General features: G+C 47.9%; 15 protein-coding genes. 3 read left to right on the plus strand and 12 right to left on the minus strand.

Annotated elements, in window-relative coordinates; translation table 11 throughout:
* The first annotated feature begins 230 nt into the window (after positions 1-230).
* Positions 231-1139 (plus strand): LysR family transcriptional regulator, encoded by a 909-nt coding sequence (locus tag MZO40_RS13190; protein ID WP_105962108.1) that lies wholly within the window; start codon positions 231-233, stop codon positions 1137-1139.
* A 1146-nt stretch (positions 1140-2285) separates the two neighbouring features.
* Here the strand turns inward: MZO40_RS13190 and MZO40_RS13195 are convergent.
* The 10 genes from MZO40_RS13195 to MZO40_RS13240 form a co-directional block, all read right to left on the minus strand.
* Entirely contained in the window at positions 2286-3167 is an 882-nt protein-coding gene (locus MZO40_RS13195; RefSeq protein ID WP_050338933.1) for a LysR family transcriptional regulator, read from the minus strand.
* A complete protein-coding gene (gene citX / locus MZO40_RS13200) occupies positions 3164-3700 on the minus strand; it encodes a citrate lyase holo-[acyl-carrier protein] synthase (protein WP_050338934.1) in 537 nt (178 codons plus the stop codon). Before citX ends, MZO40_RS13195 begins: the two co-directional genes overlap by 4 nt.
* Before the next feature lie 401 nt (positions 3701-4101).
* Complete coding sequence (locus MZO40_RS13205; RefSeq protein WP_050338935.1) at positions 4102-5490, minus strand: flavocytochrome c; 1389 nt, start codon at positions 5488-5490, stop codon at positions 4102-4104.
* 202 nt (positions 5491-5692) lie between these two features.
* On the minus strand, positions 5693-7075 hold the full coding sequence (locus MZO40_RS13210; protein ID WP_003638129.1) for a class II fumarate hydratase: 1383 nt from the start codon (positions 7073-7075) through the stop codon (positions 5693-5695).
* A 453-nt stretch (positions 7076-7528) separates the two neighbouring features.
* Entirely contained in the window at positions 7529-7768 is a 240-nt protein-coding gene (locus tag MZO40_RS13215; RefSeq protein ID WP_252133329.1) for a flagellar biosynthesis protein FlhB, read from the minus strand.
* 1250 nt (positions 7769-9018) lie between these two features.
* Entirely contained in the window at positions 9019-10557 is a 1539-nt protein-coding gene (gene citF, locus MZO40_RS13220) for a citrate lyase subunit alpha (RefSeq protein WP_252133330.1), read from the minus strand.
* Positions 10547-11461, minus strand: a complete 915-nt coding sequence (gene citE, locus MZO40_RS13225; protein ID WP_088769859.1) for a citrate (pro-3S)-lyase subunit beta — start codon at positions 11459-11461, stop codon at positions 10547-10549. Before citE ends, citF begins: the two co-directional genes overlap by 11 nt.
* Entirely contained in the window at positions 11461-11751 is a 291-nt protein-coding gene (gene citD / locus MZO40_RS13230; protein ID WP_050338939.1) for a citrate lyase acyl carrier protein, read from the minus strand. Before citD ends, citE begins: the two co-directional genes overlap by 1 nt.
* Entirely contained in the window at positions 11741-12796 is a 1056-nt protein-coding gene (gene citC, locus MZO40_RS13235) for a [citrate (pro-3S)-lyase] ligase (protein ID WP_105962106.1), read from the minus strand. The genes citD and citC overlap by 11 nt, the downstream gene beginning before the upstream one ends.
* Before the next feature lie 11 nt (positions 12797-12807).
* Positions 12808-13971 (minus strand): NADP-dependent malic enzyme, encoded by a 1164-nt coding sequence (locus MZO40_RS13240; RefSeq protein WP_088769861.1) that lies wholly within the window; start codon positions 13969-13971, stop codon positions 12808-12810.
* 160 nt (positions 13972-14131) lie between these two features.
* Here MZO40_RS13240 and MZO40_RS13245 point away from each other — a divergent pair, with 160 nt between their 5' ends.
* Complete coding sequence (locus MZO40_RS13245; protein ID WP_050338942.1) at positions 14132-15094, plus strand: sugar-binding transcriptional regulator; 963 nt, start codon at positions 14132-14134, stop codon at positions 15092-15094.
* A 75-nt stretch (positions 15095-15169) separates the two neighbouring features.
* On the opposite strand, the gene MZO40_RS13250 is transcribed toward MZO40_RS13245, so the two are convergent.
* A complete protein-coding gene (locus MZO40_RS13250; protein WP_088769862.1) occupies positions 15170-16588 on the minus strand; it encodes an anion permease in 1419 nt (472 codons plus the stop codon).
* 29 nt (positions 16589-16617) lie between these two features.
* Positions 16618-17547 (minus strand): L-lactate dehydrogenase, encoded by a 930-nt coding sequence (locus MZO40_RS13255; protein ID WP_105962104.1) that lies wholly within the window; start codon positions 17545-17547, stop codon positions 16618-16620.
* Between the two features lie 384 nt (positions 17548-17931).
* Between MZO40_RS13255 and MZO40_RS13260 the strand changes: the two genes are divergently transcribed.
* Positions 17932-18243: a hypothetical protein gene (locus MZO40_RS13260; protein WP_003638119.1), complete on the plus strand. Its 312-nt coding sequence runs from the start codon at positions 17932-17934 to the stop codon at positions 18241-18243.
* Positions 18244-18340: the final 97 nt, after the last annotated feature.

Consider the following 18340-nt stretch of genomic DNA (forward strand, 5'->3'; position numbering starts at 1 on the left):
AAGATAACAGCCAGCGTGTCGTCCGTCAAACATTTGAGAATGTCTCTCTCAAAATTCTTGGTTGCCACACAGTTGGTTAACAGTCAGTAAACTTGCCTGAGCAGGAAAACTGTTCCTATCAATTTACAAAACATACTATAGGCCCCCGGAAATGTTATAGTCAAAACTATGTTATGATATAAATAAATTAAATAAGGTCGCTATAAACGCTGATTTAGAAAGGATAAAAAATGAACACAAAAGACTTAGCTTATTTCGATGAATTAATTTCTCAAAAAAATTTTTCAAAAGTTGCGAAAACTTTCAATGTGAGCCAACCAACCATTACCACTGCCATCAAAAGATTGGAAACTGAGTTCGGCGCCCCACTAGTGATTCGTGACCGCATCCAGAACACCTTGCACGTTACTGAGAGCGGCGCACAACTAGCTGAACACGCCAAAATCGTGCTTCACGAACTGCGCATCGCTCATCAGGAGATTGATAACCTCTCGCAAAACCGACTGATTTTAGGGTTACCGCCGATTATTGAAAATCACTATTTTCCTAAAGTCGGTGCCAAATTGGCGGAAGCCGGACTGCTTGCCAGTCTGGAGACGGTGGAAGGCGGGTCGATTTTCTTACGAAACGCCGTGCGCGACGGGCGAGTGGACTTGACCTTACTTGGTTCAGTCGAACCACTCGCTTATCAGACTCTGATTGCGGAAGAATTTGACCGTCAACCCTTCTGTATTTACGTCTCTAAGGACCACCCACTCGCCCAACGCAAACGAATTTACTTCAATGAATTACGCCGTGAGAACTTTGTCTTCTTTAATAGTAATTTCATCCATAACACCGCGTTCAACAAACTCACGCGCCGGAATCATTTCCGTCCCAACATCGTCTTTCGTTCCAATGACACCCACGTGTTGATGAAATTGATTGGCGAAAACGTCGGCGTCGGCTTTTTCACACGAATCGTCGATCACTACCGCAAAGATGTCGTTCGCCTCGACTTGATGGATACCGAACCACCAGAGTTCATCACCAGCATCGTCTACCGAACGACCCACATTTTGACACCGGTCCAGCACCAACTATTGACCATCATGCACGACACGTTGGCACCCAATGACGACGATTCGAATGAATCCTAAGTTGTTGTATTTGAAATGCATTGTGCGCATTAGTTTATCATGAATTGTGATTAAATCATGCCAGTGGTTGGCTTACTGTTCGTCAGTCGATGCGCGCCTTAGTCCGACTTCCGGGGCCGGCTGACAATTGCTGGAACGTAAGCCGACATCGATTTGAACTCACGCAGAAACCCACTGCGCAATTTCAAATACGAGTCTTATTCTAAGCCGGAAGAAAATCACTTCCGACTAAGAATAATTTGGCTACTGAGCATTGTCAGCCAGCCCCTACAGTCGGGAAGCCGCTCGAATGGCGGATGAACGGCCACCTAGCTTGGCACAATTGATCATTGAATATTTATTGACTGGCTCCTTCAGATAAATACTTAATCGGTATCGATGATGACTGATGGCATTTAATCACTGAGAAGATCACCTGAATATTGTTCACTCATCTCAATGCCACAAATTTCAGTGACCACCACTCGTCTTGAAATTAGTTGACAAGATTTCTTTCGCCTATAATTCAGGAGTTTGTTGTCTCGGGCAACTAGAGAAAATCTGACAACTGCAGTGAAGTTGCTTGTCTGACAGCATGAGAAAGAAACTTTAGCTATAATTAGAGATCAGACTGACAGTTGAATGTCAAAATAACTGTGTACCAATGAATCAATGATTAATTAAACAAAATGTTGAGTTCGCACATGTCTGCCTTTCGAATACAATCCCGACTGGAAGGCATTCTGGGCAAGGCCAAGTGGTGAAATTTCACTTAGCAAGCGTTTTTGGCTTGGTTAGCGAAAGACCAGCATTTAAGACGTGGGTTATCGGCTTAAATCTGTGTCCACCACGTTCCGGCCATTGCCCAGAATGCCTGGAAGCCGGTGTAGGACGTCGCCACCACAGAAAGTTTACGGTAACTCGCACTGTTTCCAGTGGGTCTCAGCTGGTAGCACTTGAATTCATAAAATAGCATGATTTGATCATTTTTAATGCTAAAGAATAACTACCACAACGTGTATTTAAAGCACGCCTGCACAAAAACTCGCACCACCACTTATTGTGGTCGTGCGAGTTTTTTGGTGTTATCCGAATAATCAGTCATTTTCATTGATCCATAATGATTGTCTCACGTATAGTCGCGCCAGACGCAATCACAACTAACCATTAGACGGTCATTTTCAACAGTTGGTCAATAAAACGTTGTTCATCATCAGTCGGTAAGTAGCCGGCGCGAGTCACGACCGAAATGTTGAAGCTGACGGGTAATTGGTCCTCAATGTCGAGGCACACCACCCCATCATCTGGTTTCACGACGTCGCGGACTAGCATGCTGATGCCGAGGTTGGCTTTGACCAGCGCTTTGACCCACGAAATATCAGGAGTGCGGTAAATGACTTCCGGATGAACCCCGGCAAAATCACAGTAGGCTTGAAAGGCTTGCGGATGAACGTATTTACCATCCAGGCCGATAAACTGTGCTTGTCCTAGATCTTTGAAACCAATACTTGTCTGCGTCGCCAAGCTGTTTTGCGGACTGACAATGATGCTGAAAGGTCGCGCCCCTAACTTTACCGCGTGTACGGTCGGCAAATCAAATGGCAGATACGATCCCAATAACGCAATATTGATTTCACCTTTGACCAGTTTGTGCAGTAATTCGTCCGAGCCCGTCTCGGTAATTTTCAACTGCTGTAACAACCCGTTTTGTAGCAATTTTTCAGCAATTTGTGGGAAATACAACGTCCCGATAATCGGCGGTAGACCAAACCGAATCTCCGCTTGCTGAGCACTATCAATTTCTTGATGGGCCAAGCGCAAACTCGCTTGAATTTGTTGGGCGTTCTTATACAGTAGATGGCCCGCCCGCGTGATATTCGTCTGTTGATGATGGCGGTCTTGAATCACCAACTTGACCGCGAATTCTTTCTCCAACCGATGAATCGCCTGCGTCACTGCCGGTTGTGAAACGGCAAACTGGCGCGCAACCATCGTATAATTCTGACAATCGACCAGTGCCCGAAAATAATCTAAATCCCGTGTATTCATACGCGATCACCGAATTCTGCGTCATACATCGCCGTAATTTTTGCTTGCAAGTCCGCCACTGAATGGCGCCGTGACCGCGCGCAATCCTTGGCGTCACGCCCACACAACAAGCACCGCCGTTTTGGTAATCCCAAATCAGTCCGCGACAGTGCACGTTGCGAACCCGTTTGTAAAATATCAATATCGTACAATCGTCCGAGCGAATCCTGCTCTTCAAACGCTACCGCCGCGCGCTTACTGGTCGCAAAATCTAGTGGCAAAATCAAAAAGCGTTCATTTCCCGCAGGATGATTCCAGTCCGCCGCCACCGTATAATCCGCCAGCTGGTCCTCAAACCGCTGAACACCGGCTAAAAACAGCCGCCGCAACGCATCATTATTCTTGATTGGCCCCGGAATATTGAGCTTGATCGCCGCAATCGACGACTTCGGATGAGCAGTCGTCAGTTCCTGTTGAAAGGCCACGCGCTGGTCCCTTGCCGCCAACATATCCGTAATTGACTGCGGTTTTCCGCTCGTAAAAATACTCGCCATACTTGTCACTTTCTTCCTATTATAAATACTTATACACTCAGCTTAACTGAAAATGCGGAATTTTGAAACCGATTTTATCCGAATTTGGGGAATTTTGTCATATTGCCTGTTATTCAAATCCTGACGCTAAAGCCGACATCTCAGGATTGCAGGAAGCCGTGCAAGTTGGCGTAAATTTGCCTTAGTGGCTGGGTGAATCAAAATCGATATTTCCTTGTTAACCGGTTTTAGCGTCCAGATTAGCGCGATTACCGGATGACTAACAGGATATCTGGGGCTGTATTTTGAGCTTGATCAGTCATCAATTCCAACACCAAAAAAAGTTGCCCTGACAATCCATTACTGAATTCTCAAAGCAACTTTAAATTTATCCGCTCAGCGCACAACGACCGCTGACGCGATTACTGTAAATATTTGAACATCTGTTGTCCGGCTTGGCGACCGAAGATGACCGTTTCGGCAATCGAGTTACCGCCAATCCGGTTATTGCCGTGCAAGCCGCCAACGACTTCACCGGCTGCAAATAAGCCGTTGATTGGTTGGTCCTGTTTGTCCAGAACTTGAGTCGCTGGGTTGATGCCAACGCCACCCATGGTGTAATGGACAGCCGGTGCGATGTGAATCGCATAGAATGGGCCTTTGGCAATGTCACGATCCATCCCAGTTGTCCGCTTGAAGGCAGTATCCGCATGGTTAGCAACAGCTTGATTCCAGTCCGCAACCGTCTGGGTCAACGTATCAGCGTCTAAACCAGCTTCAGTCGCTAATGCCGCCAAATCAGCACCAGTTTTGACTAGACCAATGTGGTCGTAGAATTCAACGGCCTTGACCCGGTCACGAATGCCGCGGTCAAAAATCAGATAAGCCCCGGTACCACCGAGCTGGTCGATGGCGGCGGTCACGTTCTTACGCGTGTCCAATTCGTTGACAAACCGCTTACCTTGCTGGTCGACTAAAATGGCCCCTTCACCACGCACGGCTTCACCAATCAAGTAAGCATGGTCCGTATCTTGTTGCACAGTCGGATGTACTTGAACTTGGTCCATATCAACCACCTTGGCCCCAACGGCTTCGGCTAGTAAGATACCGTCGCCGGTCGCACCCGGTTGATTAGTGGTTTGATAATTTTTGAGGTCATCGCGATACTTACCCAATAAGGCTTTGTTGGCACCGAAGCCACCAGTCGCTAAGAGGACGGCACCGGCATTGATGGTTACTGCACCGTTAGCGGTGGTTGCCTTGACCCCGGTAATTTTACCATCCGTCTGAACCAGTTGGTCAACTTTGATATCTGTGAACAATGGTAACTTAGCCGCCGCCACTTGTTTCAATAACTCAGTAACCAAGAAGCCGCCGATTGGGGCCATCGAGCTTGGGCGGTGAGTCCGCATGACACTCATCCCACCCGTAATCGTTAAGTCGTCTAATTCGATACCGTGGTCGGCTAACCAGTCGATGGCTAATGCACTGTGTTCCGTGAAGAACTTCAACAGTGCTTGGTTATTCAGATTGCCGCCACCTTTAAGCGTTTCGTCGTAGAAGTCGCCAAAACTGTCGACGATGTGGTGATGCAATTGGACGTTGGTTTCAGCGGCGTTCATCCCCGAAGAAGCCCGCGTCGTGTTGCCACCGATTTTCGGCATTTTTTCTAAGATCACCGGTTTTAATCCAAGCTCGTGGGCTTGAATCGCTGCGGTCAAACCAGCACCACCCGATCCAATAATGACCACGTCATAGGTTGTTTTTAAATCCGCTAAAGCGGTTGGCGTAAACGTAAATTTGTCAGCCATCAAATTACTCCTCTCAATTCATCACACACCGCGTTACCGATGTGGATCGATTCATTTTCATTAAGTTTATTTTTCAAGGTACTCATCTACGCACCCCGTAAACTAGCGATAAGCGGGTACGGGCCACCATTCCACTCGCGGAACAATGACCCGTCTCCAGCCTAGTCGCCACTCGCTACAGGAGCGCTATCACTAGTTTACCTTAATTATCAATGTTGGTCATATCAATTGGAACCATCCATTCGTCGAATTGTTCCGCTGTAACTTTACCAGACTTGATGGCCGCTTCACGCAAGGTCGTGCCTGCTTTTTCAGCTTGTTGGGCAATCACCGCACTGTCATGGTAACCAATGTGTGGTGACAACGCCGTCACAGTCATCAAGGAACGGTCCACTAATTCAGCCATCCGGTCTTCGTTGATCGTCAAACCTGCAATCATCCGGTCTGCAAAACCAGTGATCGTACCGGCTAATAATTCGGCGGATTCCAAGAAGGCGTCAATCAGCACGGTCTTGTAAACGTTCATTTCAAAGTTACCTTGACTAGATGCTAAGTCCACGACCACGTCATTCCCCATGACCCGGACCGCTGCCATGGTGATGGCTTCGGCTTGAGTCGGGTTGACCTTCCCAGGCATGATCGATGAACCTGGTTCGTTAGCTGGAATGTTCAATTCGTCATATCCAGCCCGTGGGCCACTAGCGAGGAACCGCACGTCGTTGGCGATCTTCATCAAATCAGCCGCTAACGTCTTGATGGCACCATGGACCACGTTCAAACCAGAGTGATGGGCCAAGCCATAGAACTTATTGGAGTCAGCCGTAAATTCAATGCCGTACAGTTTACTCATGGCAGCGGCAATATTTTCAGCAAAATGTGGCGCCGCATTCAGCCCAGTTCCGACAGCCGTACCACCCATGGCCAGTTCGCCCAAGGTTGGGTTCAATTGTTTCAAGTAAGCAATGTCATGTTCGATAGCACTTGCCCAGCCACTGACTTCTTGGCCAAATGTTAATGGCGTCGCGTCTTGTAAATGGGTACGGCCAATCTTAACAACGCGCCAGTACTTCTTTTGTTTAGCTTTTAATTCATCTAATAAGTGTTCGGCAGCTGCAATCAATTTATCGACAGCCACGGCAGCCGTGATGTTCATGGCCGTTGGGAAAATGTCGTTCGAACTTTGACCATGGTTAACGTCGTCATTTGGCAAAATTTCAACGTCTGGGTTGAGTTTGCCGGCCATATGGGCCACAACTTCGTTCACGTTCATGTTGGTTTGAGTTCCTGAACCAGTTTGATAAACAACTAACGGAAAGTCCTTCCGTAAGTCTTCATCGTCTAACGCCAACAGTTTATCAATGGCGGCTACGATCAAATCAGCCTTCTCGGCGGTCATTGCTTCAACTTCCTTGTTCGCAATGGCAGCGGCCCGTTTGATTTGCAAGAGTGCCCGGATAATTTCTAATGGCATCTTCGTACCAGTTGGGAAATTATGGCGACTCCGTTCAGTTTGGGCTCCCCACAGCGCGGTGGCTGGAATTTTAACTTCGCCTAAAGTATCTGATTCTACACGATATTCTGTCATGTTAATAACCTCCAATTAATGTGTTGGTAAGCGCTTACTAAATGTGTGAAAAAAATAACATTCAATTTATAAATTAAGTTTAGCGCCTCCAGAAGACTATAGTCAAACATCGATTTAGTTATAAATTTTAGTTATGAGGTTGATGTGGCAGTGGTTTGTCATCTACAACTTGCAACAATCGCGTTCACGATAAAAATGTTTATTTTTTCACATGTTGCGATTTATCTCTGTTGATTAATTTTAATTGTAATCGGCACTTTCTTACCCTTTTCATAGTCCAAAATCGACAAGAAATCACATCGGCTGAGCAACAGCGCTTCTGACTGCATGACCGAACCATGTCAAAAAAAGAGGCATCGCAAACCAAGACAAAAAGCACCCCCTACTACTAATCACAATTAGCCGAGATGTTTTTGACAAAGACAGTCTGAATATGCCCACCTAACACCAATCTTAGCGATTCAACCATAATCCAAGCACTAAAAGGACAATCATGATGCCTAAAATTTTGGCGTGGTTCCAATATTTGAATAGTAAGTCAATAATTGCGACCACCACGAATACAATCAGCACTGCCATAAAATACAGCCAGACATTACCATTAACACTAACCGTCACAACAAAACCAATCACGGCCAGCCATGGTAAGTATTTATCGATAAATAGCTTAAAATTTGGAAATTGATCCATCATTATTCACTCACATCACCTTATCATTCGCTACACGCGTTGCGCTTGTTATTATTCGGCATTATAGATGATTAAATCATGCCAGTTAGTTGGTTTGTTGTTCGTCAGCCGGTGCGCGTCTTAGTCCGACCTCCGAGGCTGGCTGACAACGCTGGAACAGGGCGGACATCGATTTGAACTTACGCAGAACCCCACTGCGCAATTTCAAATACGAGTCTTCTTCTAGCCCGGGAAGACCACCCGGACAAGAAGAACTTCGCCCTTGAGCATTGTCAGCCAGCCTCTCCAGTCGGGAAGCCGCTCGAATGGCGGATGAACGGCCACCTATCCGGGTGCAACTGACCACTGAATGTTAGAAAACAGGTCCTTCAAATAAACTCTTAATCAGCTGATTTATCGCACGTAAATCCTGTGAAGACGACCTAAAGATTACGGATAAGTATTACTGGTAACTAGCTTTAAAATTTACCGATAGTACTGCCTTTCATCTGGGACTCAAGGTTTGTAATCACAGTCGACTGAAATAACGCTTAGTGATGCTATTGGTTTATAACATTCAAATACAAGTTAGGATAACTTAGTGAAAATCAGTAGCTCACCTTACAGTTTGAATGCTCAAAATAACCGTATGTTAAGAATCAATGACCAATCCATCAAAAAGTTGGGCCCGCACATGTCTGCCTTTCGAATACCATCCCGGCTGGAAGGTATTCTGGGCAAGGCCCAGTGATTCCCAGAGTGTGAGGTTCAGACGGGTTGGGACTGAGGATTAGCCTAGCTAGAACGTTAAGCGGCGAACTTCCGCTTGGCGTTCTGGCGTAGCTAACCGGAAGTCCCAGTCTGACCAGAACACGTTTCATCCATATCGCGGGCAACGTGAAAGACCAGTATTTAAGACGTGGGCTTCGGCTTAAATCTGTGTCCACTACGTTACGGCCATTGACCAGAATGCCTGGAAGCCGGACTAGGACGTAGCAATCACAGCAAGTTTACGGTAACTCGCACTATTCCCAGCGGGTCTCAGCTGGTAGCTCTTGAACTTAAAAACTGGCATGATTTAATCATCTTTAATACTAAATAACAATAGGTACAACTCGCAACTATTTATATTGTACTACATATTTCGTCGCTTTTAGGCTCACATTGGACATAATTGCCATCGAACGCCCCTGCTCAACTCAGATTGATTCGCCTTAAATAAAAATGACCCAACTGGCAATTTACCAGCAAGGTCATTATTAATCAGTATTAGGTTAGTCCTTAACCGCTTTGATCGTATCAATAATCGTACCGTCGCGATATTCAATCAATGCGACAATCCGGTCTGTGAATTCAAGTGGTTGTGGTTGACCGACTTTCTTTTCGGCCATTTGTTGCAATTCTTCAATCGTGTAAACGGGCACACCTGGAACGTGGCTCAACGCCTTGACTAAGTCTTGGCGGCGTGGATTGATGGCAATCCCATATTCAGTGACCACGACATCAATCGAATCGCCTGGTGTCACGACCGTCGTAACATCCGGCACGATCGTGGCTAACCGGCCCCGAACGAGTGGCGCAGAAATAATCGTTAACTTGGCCGTCGCAGCGTCTTGGTGACCACCGATTGCGCCCCGAATGACCCCGTCAGAGCCAGACATGACGTTGACGTTGAAGTGGGTGTCGACTTCCAAGGCACTGAGAATGGCGGCATCTAATTGGTCGACCATCGCACCCTTGTTGTCAGGATCCGCGTACCAGGAAGCATCGATTTCTTGTTGATTTGGGTTGGCGTGCATTGAAGCCGCGGCGCCCTTATCAAAATCTTGAACGTCCATGACTTTGTCGACTAACCCTTCTTCGAGCAAGTCGGTAGTTGGTTTGGTAATCCCACCGAGTGCAAACGATGCTTTGATTTGATTATCGAGCATGGCTTGGCGTAAGTAGCGGGTTACGGCCAGGGCAGCACCACCAGAACCAGTTTGGAATGAAAAGCCGTCCTTGAAGTATGGTGAGTTGACGATGACGTCATTGACCGTCTGCGCAATCTTTAATTCCTTTGGGTCCTTAGTGAAACGCGTTGCACCAGAACCAATCTTGTCTGGATCACCGACTTGGTCGACTTTGACCACGTAATCAACTTGGGTTTGCTTGATCGAAGCTGGCGTATTTGGATAAGCAACTAAGTTATCCGTGAGTAAGACCACTTGATCGGCGTATTGCGCATCCATTAACGCATAACCCAATGAACCGAAGACCGCTTTACCAGCCATCCCATTCGCATTACCTAACCGATCCGCATTTGGAACCCCCAGGAAAGCCACGTCGATCTTAATATCGCCGTGTTCGATGGCCCGCGCCCGGTTACCGTGTGACCGGAAGATGACCGGGTTCTTTAAGCCACCGTGTGAAACGAAGTCGCCAAGTGAGCCACGCATCCCAGAACTGGTGATGTTGGTAATCGTCCCCGCCTTGATGGCTTCGATCACCATATCATTCATGACACCCGTTAATGAGGAAGGTGCCAAAGTTAGATTCTGGATACCGGCATCAATGATTGCCCGCATGACTTGGTTGAAGACGAAATCCCCATTCCGAAAATGGTGGTGAAATGAAATCGTCATGCCATCTTTGACGGTCGCCTTGACCACGTCTTTGATCGAATCGACGACCTTATCGTCACCGGTTGAAACGTGGACTTTTGGGGCGACCCGCTGAATTTCGGGATGGCCGATTTCAGTGGATTCGAAGCCCTGGTAGTTTAACTTCGACAATAATTCATCTGGTAATTCACGGTTTACACTATTTTTCAATGTAATTGCCCTCCTCATCAAGTAAGTTGGAAACTTTGGCTAACTGCATGACCCGCTGTGCGCGCAAGACGACTGGCCGGTCGACCATTTGACCATTCATCGAGATGACTCCGGAGCCTTTGATACGGGCTTCTTCGATGGCGGCAATCACTTTTTGTGCCTTAACGACTTCATCCTTGGTTGGTTCATAGACCGAGTTGACCATTGGAATCTGCCGTGGGTTGACCAATGACTTCCCATCAAATCCGAGTTGATGGATGTGCCGCGTCTCACGGTAGAACCCATCTGGGTCGGCCATATTCGTGAAGACCGTATCGAAGGCGGCAATTCCAGCGGCCCGTGCGGCGTGGAGGACCATGTTGCGGGCAAATTCAAGTTCGGCACCATCCGGATAACGGTGCGTCTTCATGTCAGTGGTGTAATCTTCAGCGGATAACGCGACCCCAATCATCCGATCAGAAGCAGCGGCAATCGCTGGCGCATTCAAGACCCCTTTGGCACTTTCAATGGCGGCCATCAAATGAGTCGTGCCAACTGGCAAGCCAAATTCAGTTTCCGCTGCAGCCACGTCTTTTTCGAGTTGTTGGATCATTTCAGCGGATTCGACCTTTGGCAACCGAATCACGTCGATGCCCGCCTTGACCATTGCTTTGACGTCATTGGCGTAGTACGACGTATCCAAGCCATTGATCCGCACGACTAATTCGGCATTGCCATAATCTTGCGTTTTAAGGGCTTCATAGACCAAGACCCGAGCCGCATCCTTTTCAGCCATTGAGACGGCATCTTCCAAGTCAAACATGATTGAATCAGCGCCATAAATTCCCGCGTCTTTGACCATGGCCGGATTATTCCCCGGCACAAACATCATTGTCCGCCGTAAGCGTTCTTCTTTTTCAGCCATTATAAGACCTCCCATGCTGGTGTCGTTTGTTCCAATGCGCGTTGAGCAGCGGTAATCGTCCGTGCTTTGATGACACAATCTAACGCACCCTTATCCACTGCCTTGACCTTGGCATTTTCGATACCGAGTTGTTGCAGCGTCGTCGTGATGACCTGTTTGATTTGGGCCCCAAATTGCTTGATGACATCTGATTCCAAGTCAATCTGAATGCCAGTGCCTCCCGCAGCCAACATGATTTGAATATCGGAAGATTCCAACGTTCCGGCCACAGCCGTAGTCTTAATTTCCATTAATTTTCATTCCTTCCTGAATACGCTTCTGTAATGTTGCTAAATGAGTTTTAATAAAACGCGCCGTCGTGGACGGTACGAGTTGATCTAACTTAGTTAACTCGCCGGTTTGAATCGCCTGGCGAACGGTGCGGGCTGAGATGGGCTCGGTCCCGACCGTTTTACGCGGAATTACCTGTAATGCCACTTTTGGCGGTAACTCGCGTTGTAGCACCTGGTTGTAAATGCCAGTCGTACGCGAGGTTGGCTCAGTGCCAACGAAGCGGGTCGTCAAGTGCAGTCGTGGCGCTAACTGATTGCGGAAGATCCGTGCGTCCAAGGTGGTTTGCGCCTTAATGGCACTTTCCGCTGAGTCTAAGAAATAAGCGGGAAATGTGGCGGCACTGACCAGATAATCGCCCCCGCTGACGACCCGGACATTCGCCAAGTCTGCGGTGCCCTGTCGAACTAACTCAAGCCGTTCGGCAGTTTTGAATAAACTAGCGTCGGTGGCGACCACGAAGACGTACACCAAGTCACAGGCCGCAGCCGCTTGAACGACCAATTCGCGATGGCCCTGAGTAAACGGGTTGGCGTTCATCACGATCGCACCAATGCGCTTGTTTTCCTGATCCGGAATCGTCGGTAACTGTTGAACAAAATCAGCAATATCCGGCGTCCCGTTTTCAAGCACCGCCGCTTCATCCGAGTGCGCCAGCTCTTTAAAGCCTACGTGTTGAAAGCTCTGCGAATACTTAGCTTTCGTGAAGACCATCAAATGAAACTGTTGGGCTTGAAACGCACGGCTGACTAGTGCACTCACGATTTGATTGAACCGTGCTCCCGGCTGACTATCCCGATTACAAACGCCGACGTATTTCAGCACGTTTCCCGCTAATGAGCCGGTCCCGACTAACTGGTCGTCTTCCATCAAGCCCAGGGTCAAGTCGATTTTATCCACTTCCTGATCACTGAAATTAGTGATATCCAGTGAGCTTAAGAATTGTTGCCACTGGGTGCGTTCGCGTGAATTATTCAGTTGTAACTCAACGACTTGCGCTGTCATCTGGAACCCTCCTATGCTTGACTAGTCTCGGCTGAAGCGGCAACCGCGGCCGTCACGTTTGGCACCACGGCTGGATCAAACACGCTGGGGACAATGGCTTGCGCGGTCGGATTCTTGACCGTGGCCGCCAACGCTTTGGCGATTTTAACTTGCAGGTCATCATCGACTTGTTTGACCCCATTTTCGAGTAATCCTTTAAATAATCCTGGGAAGGCCAAAATATTATTGACCTGATTAGGATACTGACTTGAGCCGGTCGCAATCACTGCCGCACCCGCCTTTTCAGCAACGGCTGGGTCGATTTCTGGGACCGGGTTCGCCAACGCGAAAATGATTGGATCATGATTCATCAAGTGCACGGCGCCTGCGGATAAGACGTTGGCATCTGACAAACCGATAAACGCGTCTTGGTCCGCCATGACCTTTGCCAAAGGTTGGCCCTTCAACGTTGCCGGTGTGCCGAGTTGCTTAGCTAAGTCCCGTTGATAGCGGTTATAGCGCGAATCATCCGCAGTCACGACGCCGTATACGTCGACCAGTGTCAGTTGTTTGACGCCGACTGCCGCCAGCAAACGAGCAGTGGCCAACCCAGAGGCCCCAACGCCATTCACAACGACTCGCAGCTGTTGTAAGGATTTGCCAACCACGTGGGCGGCATTGATCAGTCCTGCCAACACCACGATGGCCGTCCCTTCTTGGTCGTCATGGTAGACCGGGATGTTCAACTCAGCTTTGAGCGCGGCTTCCAACTCGAAACACTTGGGCGCCGTAATATCTTCGAGATGAATCCCAGCAAACGAAAGCGACAGGTTCTTGATGGTCTTGACCATTTCAGGAACGCTGACTTGATTGAGCGCTAACGGGATCGCGTTGATGCCAGCTAAGTTTTTGTAGAGTAAAGCCTTACCTTCTACGACCGGCAAACCACCAGCCGGGCCGATGTTGCCGAGTCCCAGGACGGCCGAACCATCCGTGATCAAGGCGACCAATTTACCACTCATCGTGTACTTCGCCTTTAATTCGGGATGGGCCGCAATCAGCTTCGAAATCACCGCAACTCCCGGAGTGTAAGCCTGTCCGAGTTCTGCCTTGTCCGTCACTGCCAAATCCGATTTGACTTCCAACACGCCGGTATGCGCCGCGTGCAGCTTTAAAATTTCATCTTGTTCAACCATTTTGTCATGCCTTCTCTTTCGTCAAAATACCGTTCATCTTTGTTAAATTCAGTGTACGACCATTTTTAAAAAATATCAAATTTAATCTGTATTTTTTAAATTTTTAAAATGTCGTTTATCTGGTATAATGAACTTATCTTTAAACGAAGAGGTCATCGATATGGACGATATGAACCATCGCCGCCTGCTCATTGGGATTGCCCATGATTACTACTTATCGAAAATCAACATTGCTGAAATTTCTAAAAAATATCAAGTCAGTCGTTACTTGATTTCCAAATATCTGGACGAAGCAATGGCGACCGGGTTAGTAAAAATCAGCATCAACACCCCCATCGAGCGCAATGGCGAACTAGAAACCAAATTCAAAAAACAATTTCCGATTGATCACATTTACATCATTAAAGATGCCGATACGACCAGTGACGATGAACGCCACGTCATTCAATTCGCCGCAGAGGAGATTCAACATCAAATCTTGCAAAGTCAGATTATCGGCGTGGCGTGGGGCGGCACCGTCCTCAGTGTCATCGACAACTTTCAGATTAGCACCCGCGATGACTTGCTGTTTACGCAGTTCATGGGTGACAACTTGAAAACCAACGCTGCCAATGGGTCGACCCCACTCGTACAAAAAGCGGCTGCGAAGTTCAGCGCGAAGTACGTGACGATTCCAGCACCACTCTACCTGTTTAATGACCGGGCTCACCAGGCACTTGCCCAGGAACCCGCCATTACACCGGCCATCAGTAATTTTGACCGGATGGACATGTTGTTCGCGGGTATCGGGACCTTGGCATCGATCGACTCGATTCCAGTGTGGAAAGCCCATCAACAAGCCATCTTGGGTGGCGCGGATCCTGAGGCCGTCGCTGGCATGCTTTATGGTCGTCCTTACGATATCAACGGCCGGATCTTGAACACCGACCATGACAAGTTATTCGGCGCTAAGATGGCCGCGATTTTGAAGGTGCCCCGGCGCTTTGGCGTCATCAAAAGCAAGTTTAAAAGTAAGGCCTTGCTGGGTGCGCTGCGGGGACATCTGCTCACGGACATCATTATTGACGAAGCCGTAGCCAACCGCGTCTTACAAGAAGACCAAGCCACCCCACTTCAATCATAAATGTGGCTTACTAAAACAGGTACCAACGCTGACCGGTTCGCGGCAGCCTGGTACCTGTTTTTTCAGTCGCTCAGTCTACCAAATACCAATTACTTTCATCCAGAGCGCGCCAACGCCACCCCAAACGACTAAGTAGAAGAGACCGAGTACGAAGTTTAACTGCCACCACTTACCTTGCGTCACATAACCCGAACCGAAGAGCACACTGGCCGGACCATTCGCGTAATGCGTCGTCGAAGCAAAGATCGACCCGGTAAAGCCGAGCATCAATGCTGAGAAGGCCGCGGGAGCACCGGCAGAAACCGCCACCCCGAGCAATGCGCCGTACATGGCAGACACGTGGGCCGTCCCACTGGCAAACAAATAATGACTGTAGAAGTAGAACAGCACTAACGCTGCCAAGACAATGCCCCAGCTGAAGCCTTTCAGCGCGCCACCAATGGCACCTGATAACCACGGAATAAATCCGAGTTTGTTCAACTCATTGGCCATAAAGATCAAAATCGAGAACCAAACCAACGTGTTCCAAGCACCAGTTTCGTGCAAGACATCGTCAACGGACAATACCCCAGCAATTAACAGCAATGAAACGGCCATGAAGGCAACTAATGAGGCTTCCAAACCGATAAAGCTTGATAACATCCACAAAACTAAGGCTAATAGGAAAACAGCGCCCATGATTTTTTCAGGTAAGCTCATCTTGCCCATTTTGCTTAACTCATTGTCAGCCCATTCCTTGGCATTGGGCGTATCTTTGATTTCTGGTGGATACATTTTGTAAATTAAATATGGCACAACCAACAAACAAATAATCCCGGGAACGATCCCTGCTAGGAACCACTGCATCCACGATAAGGTAATGTGAAGACTCTTAGCTAAGGTGACAGCCACCAAGTTTGGTGCCATCGCCGTCATAAACATCGTACTGGTAATCAAATCACCGTGAAATTCGGCAAACACGAGAAACGATCCGATTTTACTTTGCGTCCCGTCTTTAGGATCGGAACCAAACGTTTCAGCCAGAGATTGAATAATTGGATAGACGATCCCACCGGCACGGGCCGTGTTACTTGGGGTGGCGGGTGCCGTGACCAAGTCGACCCCAATCAGCGCGTAGGCCAATCCAAGGGTTCGTTTACCAAACAGTCGCACGAACACCAACGCGACCCGCCGGCCTAAACCGGTATTGATGAAGCCCCGGGACATGAAGTAGGCCATGGCAATCATCCAAACGGTACTACTCCCAAACCCTGCGACCGCCGTATCCATGGGCACGACGCCCAGTAAAACGGTCAGGGTCAAACCAATGATGGCCACACCGGCAATTGGTAACGGCCGGGTAATACAACCAATAATCGTTGCCACGAAAATGGCTAAAATGTGCCAAGCGTTCATTGAAACGTCCGCTGGCTTGATGGGACTGCTGAACCAGATAATCAGGCCGACGATCAACGGCGCTAGAAAATCCCGGTATTTGACTTTGTTGAGTGTCATATCAATTCCTCCTACCCACTAATTCATTCTTATGATGCGACATTCATCATGTTGAGCATCTTGCTGGCAAAATGCTGCATCCGGCCGCGTTCGTCGTCAGACAATTCGGCTTCGATCACTTTTTCAACCCCATTGTGATTGATGATGGCTGGTGAGCCCAGATATAAATCATGAATGCCGTATTCCCCAGCTAATGGTGCTGAGATAATCAATTCGGTACTTTCGTCGTTCAAAATTGCCCGGCAAATCTGCATTAAACTAATGGCTACCCCATAGAAGGTCGCACCCTTTTGTTCAATGATCTTGCCACCCTTGCCACGAACGGCTTGTTCGATGTCGGCCTTAAACTGGTCATCGACGGTCGTGACAGTATTCAGTGGTTGATAAGCAATTTTGATCTCATCGAAGTTCACGAGGGACGTGTCGCCATGTTCTCCTAAAACGGCGGCATCGACTGCATCCGTCGAGACGTTCAACTTCTGGGCCAAAGCGACCCGGAGCCGTGCCGTATCAAGGGAAGTCCCCGTTCCGATTACCCGGTTACGTGGAAAACCGGATAACCGTTGCGTCATGGAAGTCAAAATATCGACGGGATTGCTTGAAATGACGAAGCAGCCGTTAAATCCGCTAGCCACTACTGGTTTAACAATCGATTCCAAGATTTTGGTATTCCGATTGACCAGATCAAGTCGGCTTTCACCAGGCTTGCGGGGCACCCCGGCCGTAATCACCACGATATCAGCATCATGGGCATCCGCGTATTCACCAGTATGAACATTCGTCGCATTCGTAAACGCGGCAACGTCTTCCAAATCTTTAACATCGCCCTCAGCATGTTGCTTGACCAAATCAACGATCACTAATTCATCGAGCGCACAATTTTGGACCAACGAAAATGCAAATGAGGAACCGACTGAGCCATCACCGACGATAACGATTTTGCGTTGCTTCTTATCCATATCAATATCCTTCTTCCATTGAGCTTCTTGTTGTGAGATATCTGAAACACTTAGTTACTTAACTCACAAGTATTATAACGCAACCGCTCACATTTTTGTTAATTTTTTAAAAATAAATTACTTTTTTGAAAAATTTAAACGTAATTATCGCTATGAACGGGATTATACCGGTGTTTTAAATGTTTTAGCTTGTGAACCATTTCTAAAGTGTCAGCTTTGTGAAAAGGTATTCGTAAGCGTTTACAATCCGAACGTTTTGTGTGCTTGCCACCAAGTTCCTAGCAGGACCTGATTGGCTCAGCCGGTTACTGAGATTTAGGCCAGCTAAATTCAGAACAGCGTGGTATATTAGAGGTACGACTCAACGAAGAAAGGAACAACACTGTGGATAACGAAACACTAAAAACATACCTGGCTGATAACTCCCAGGTCATCACCATTTTTATGGATAAGGCAACCGATTTTCTCAATCGCCAAAACGCCGACCGCGCACCCGCTCGACAATATAATGACGCTGAAATCGCCCGGCAAGCCGATAAAATGTTGGACGAGGTCATCGCCAACATTCATGACAAGATCGTCCCCCACACCCGCGAACAAACGCCAGCCGCCTGGGAACAATTTTTGAGTGAAAATGACGTGCTCGACGACTTGGAGCTGTCGATGACGGAATTGTCATTTGAATCAGAAGACTAAGTTATCGACACTAGTTTAATCAGGCGCTGATAACAATGTCAGTCAAAAAAGGACCGCGAATTCTCATTTGATTGAGAACTCGCGGTCCTTTTCAAAA

Origin of the sequence: Lactiplantibacillus sp. B652 (assembly GCF_023806745.1) — a bacterium.
Lineage (GTDB): Bacteria > Bacillota > Bacilli > Lactobacillales > Lactobacillaceae > Lactiplantibacillus > Lactiplantibacillus pentosus.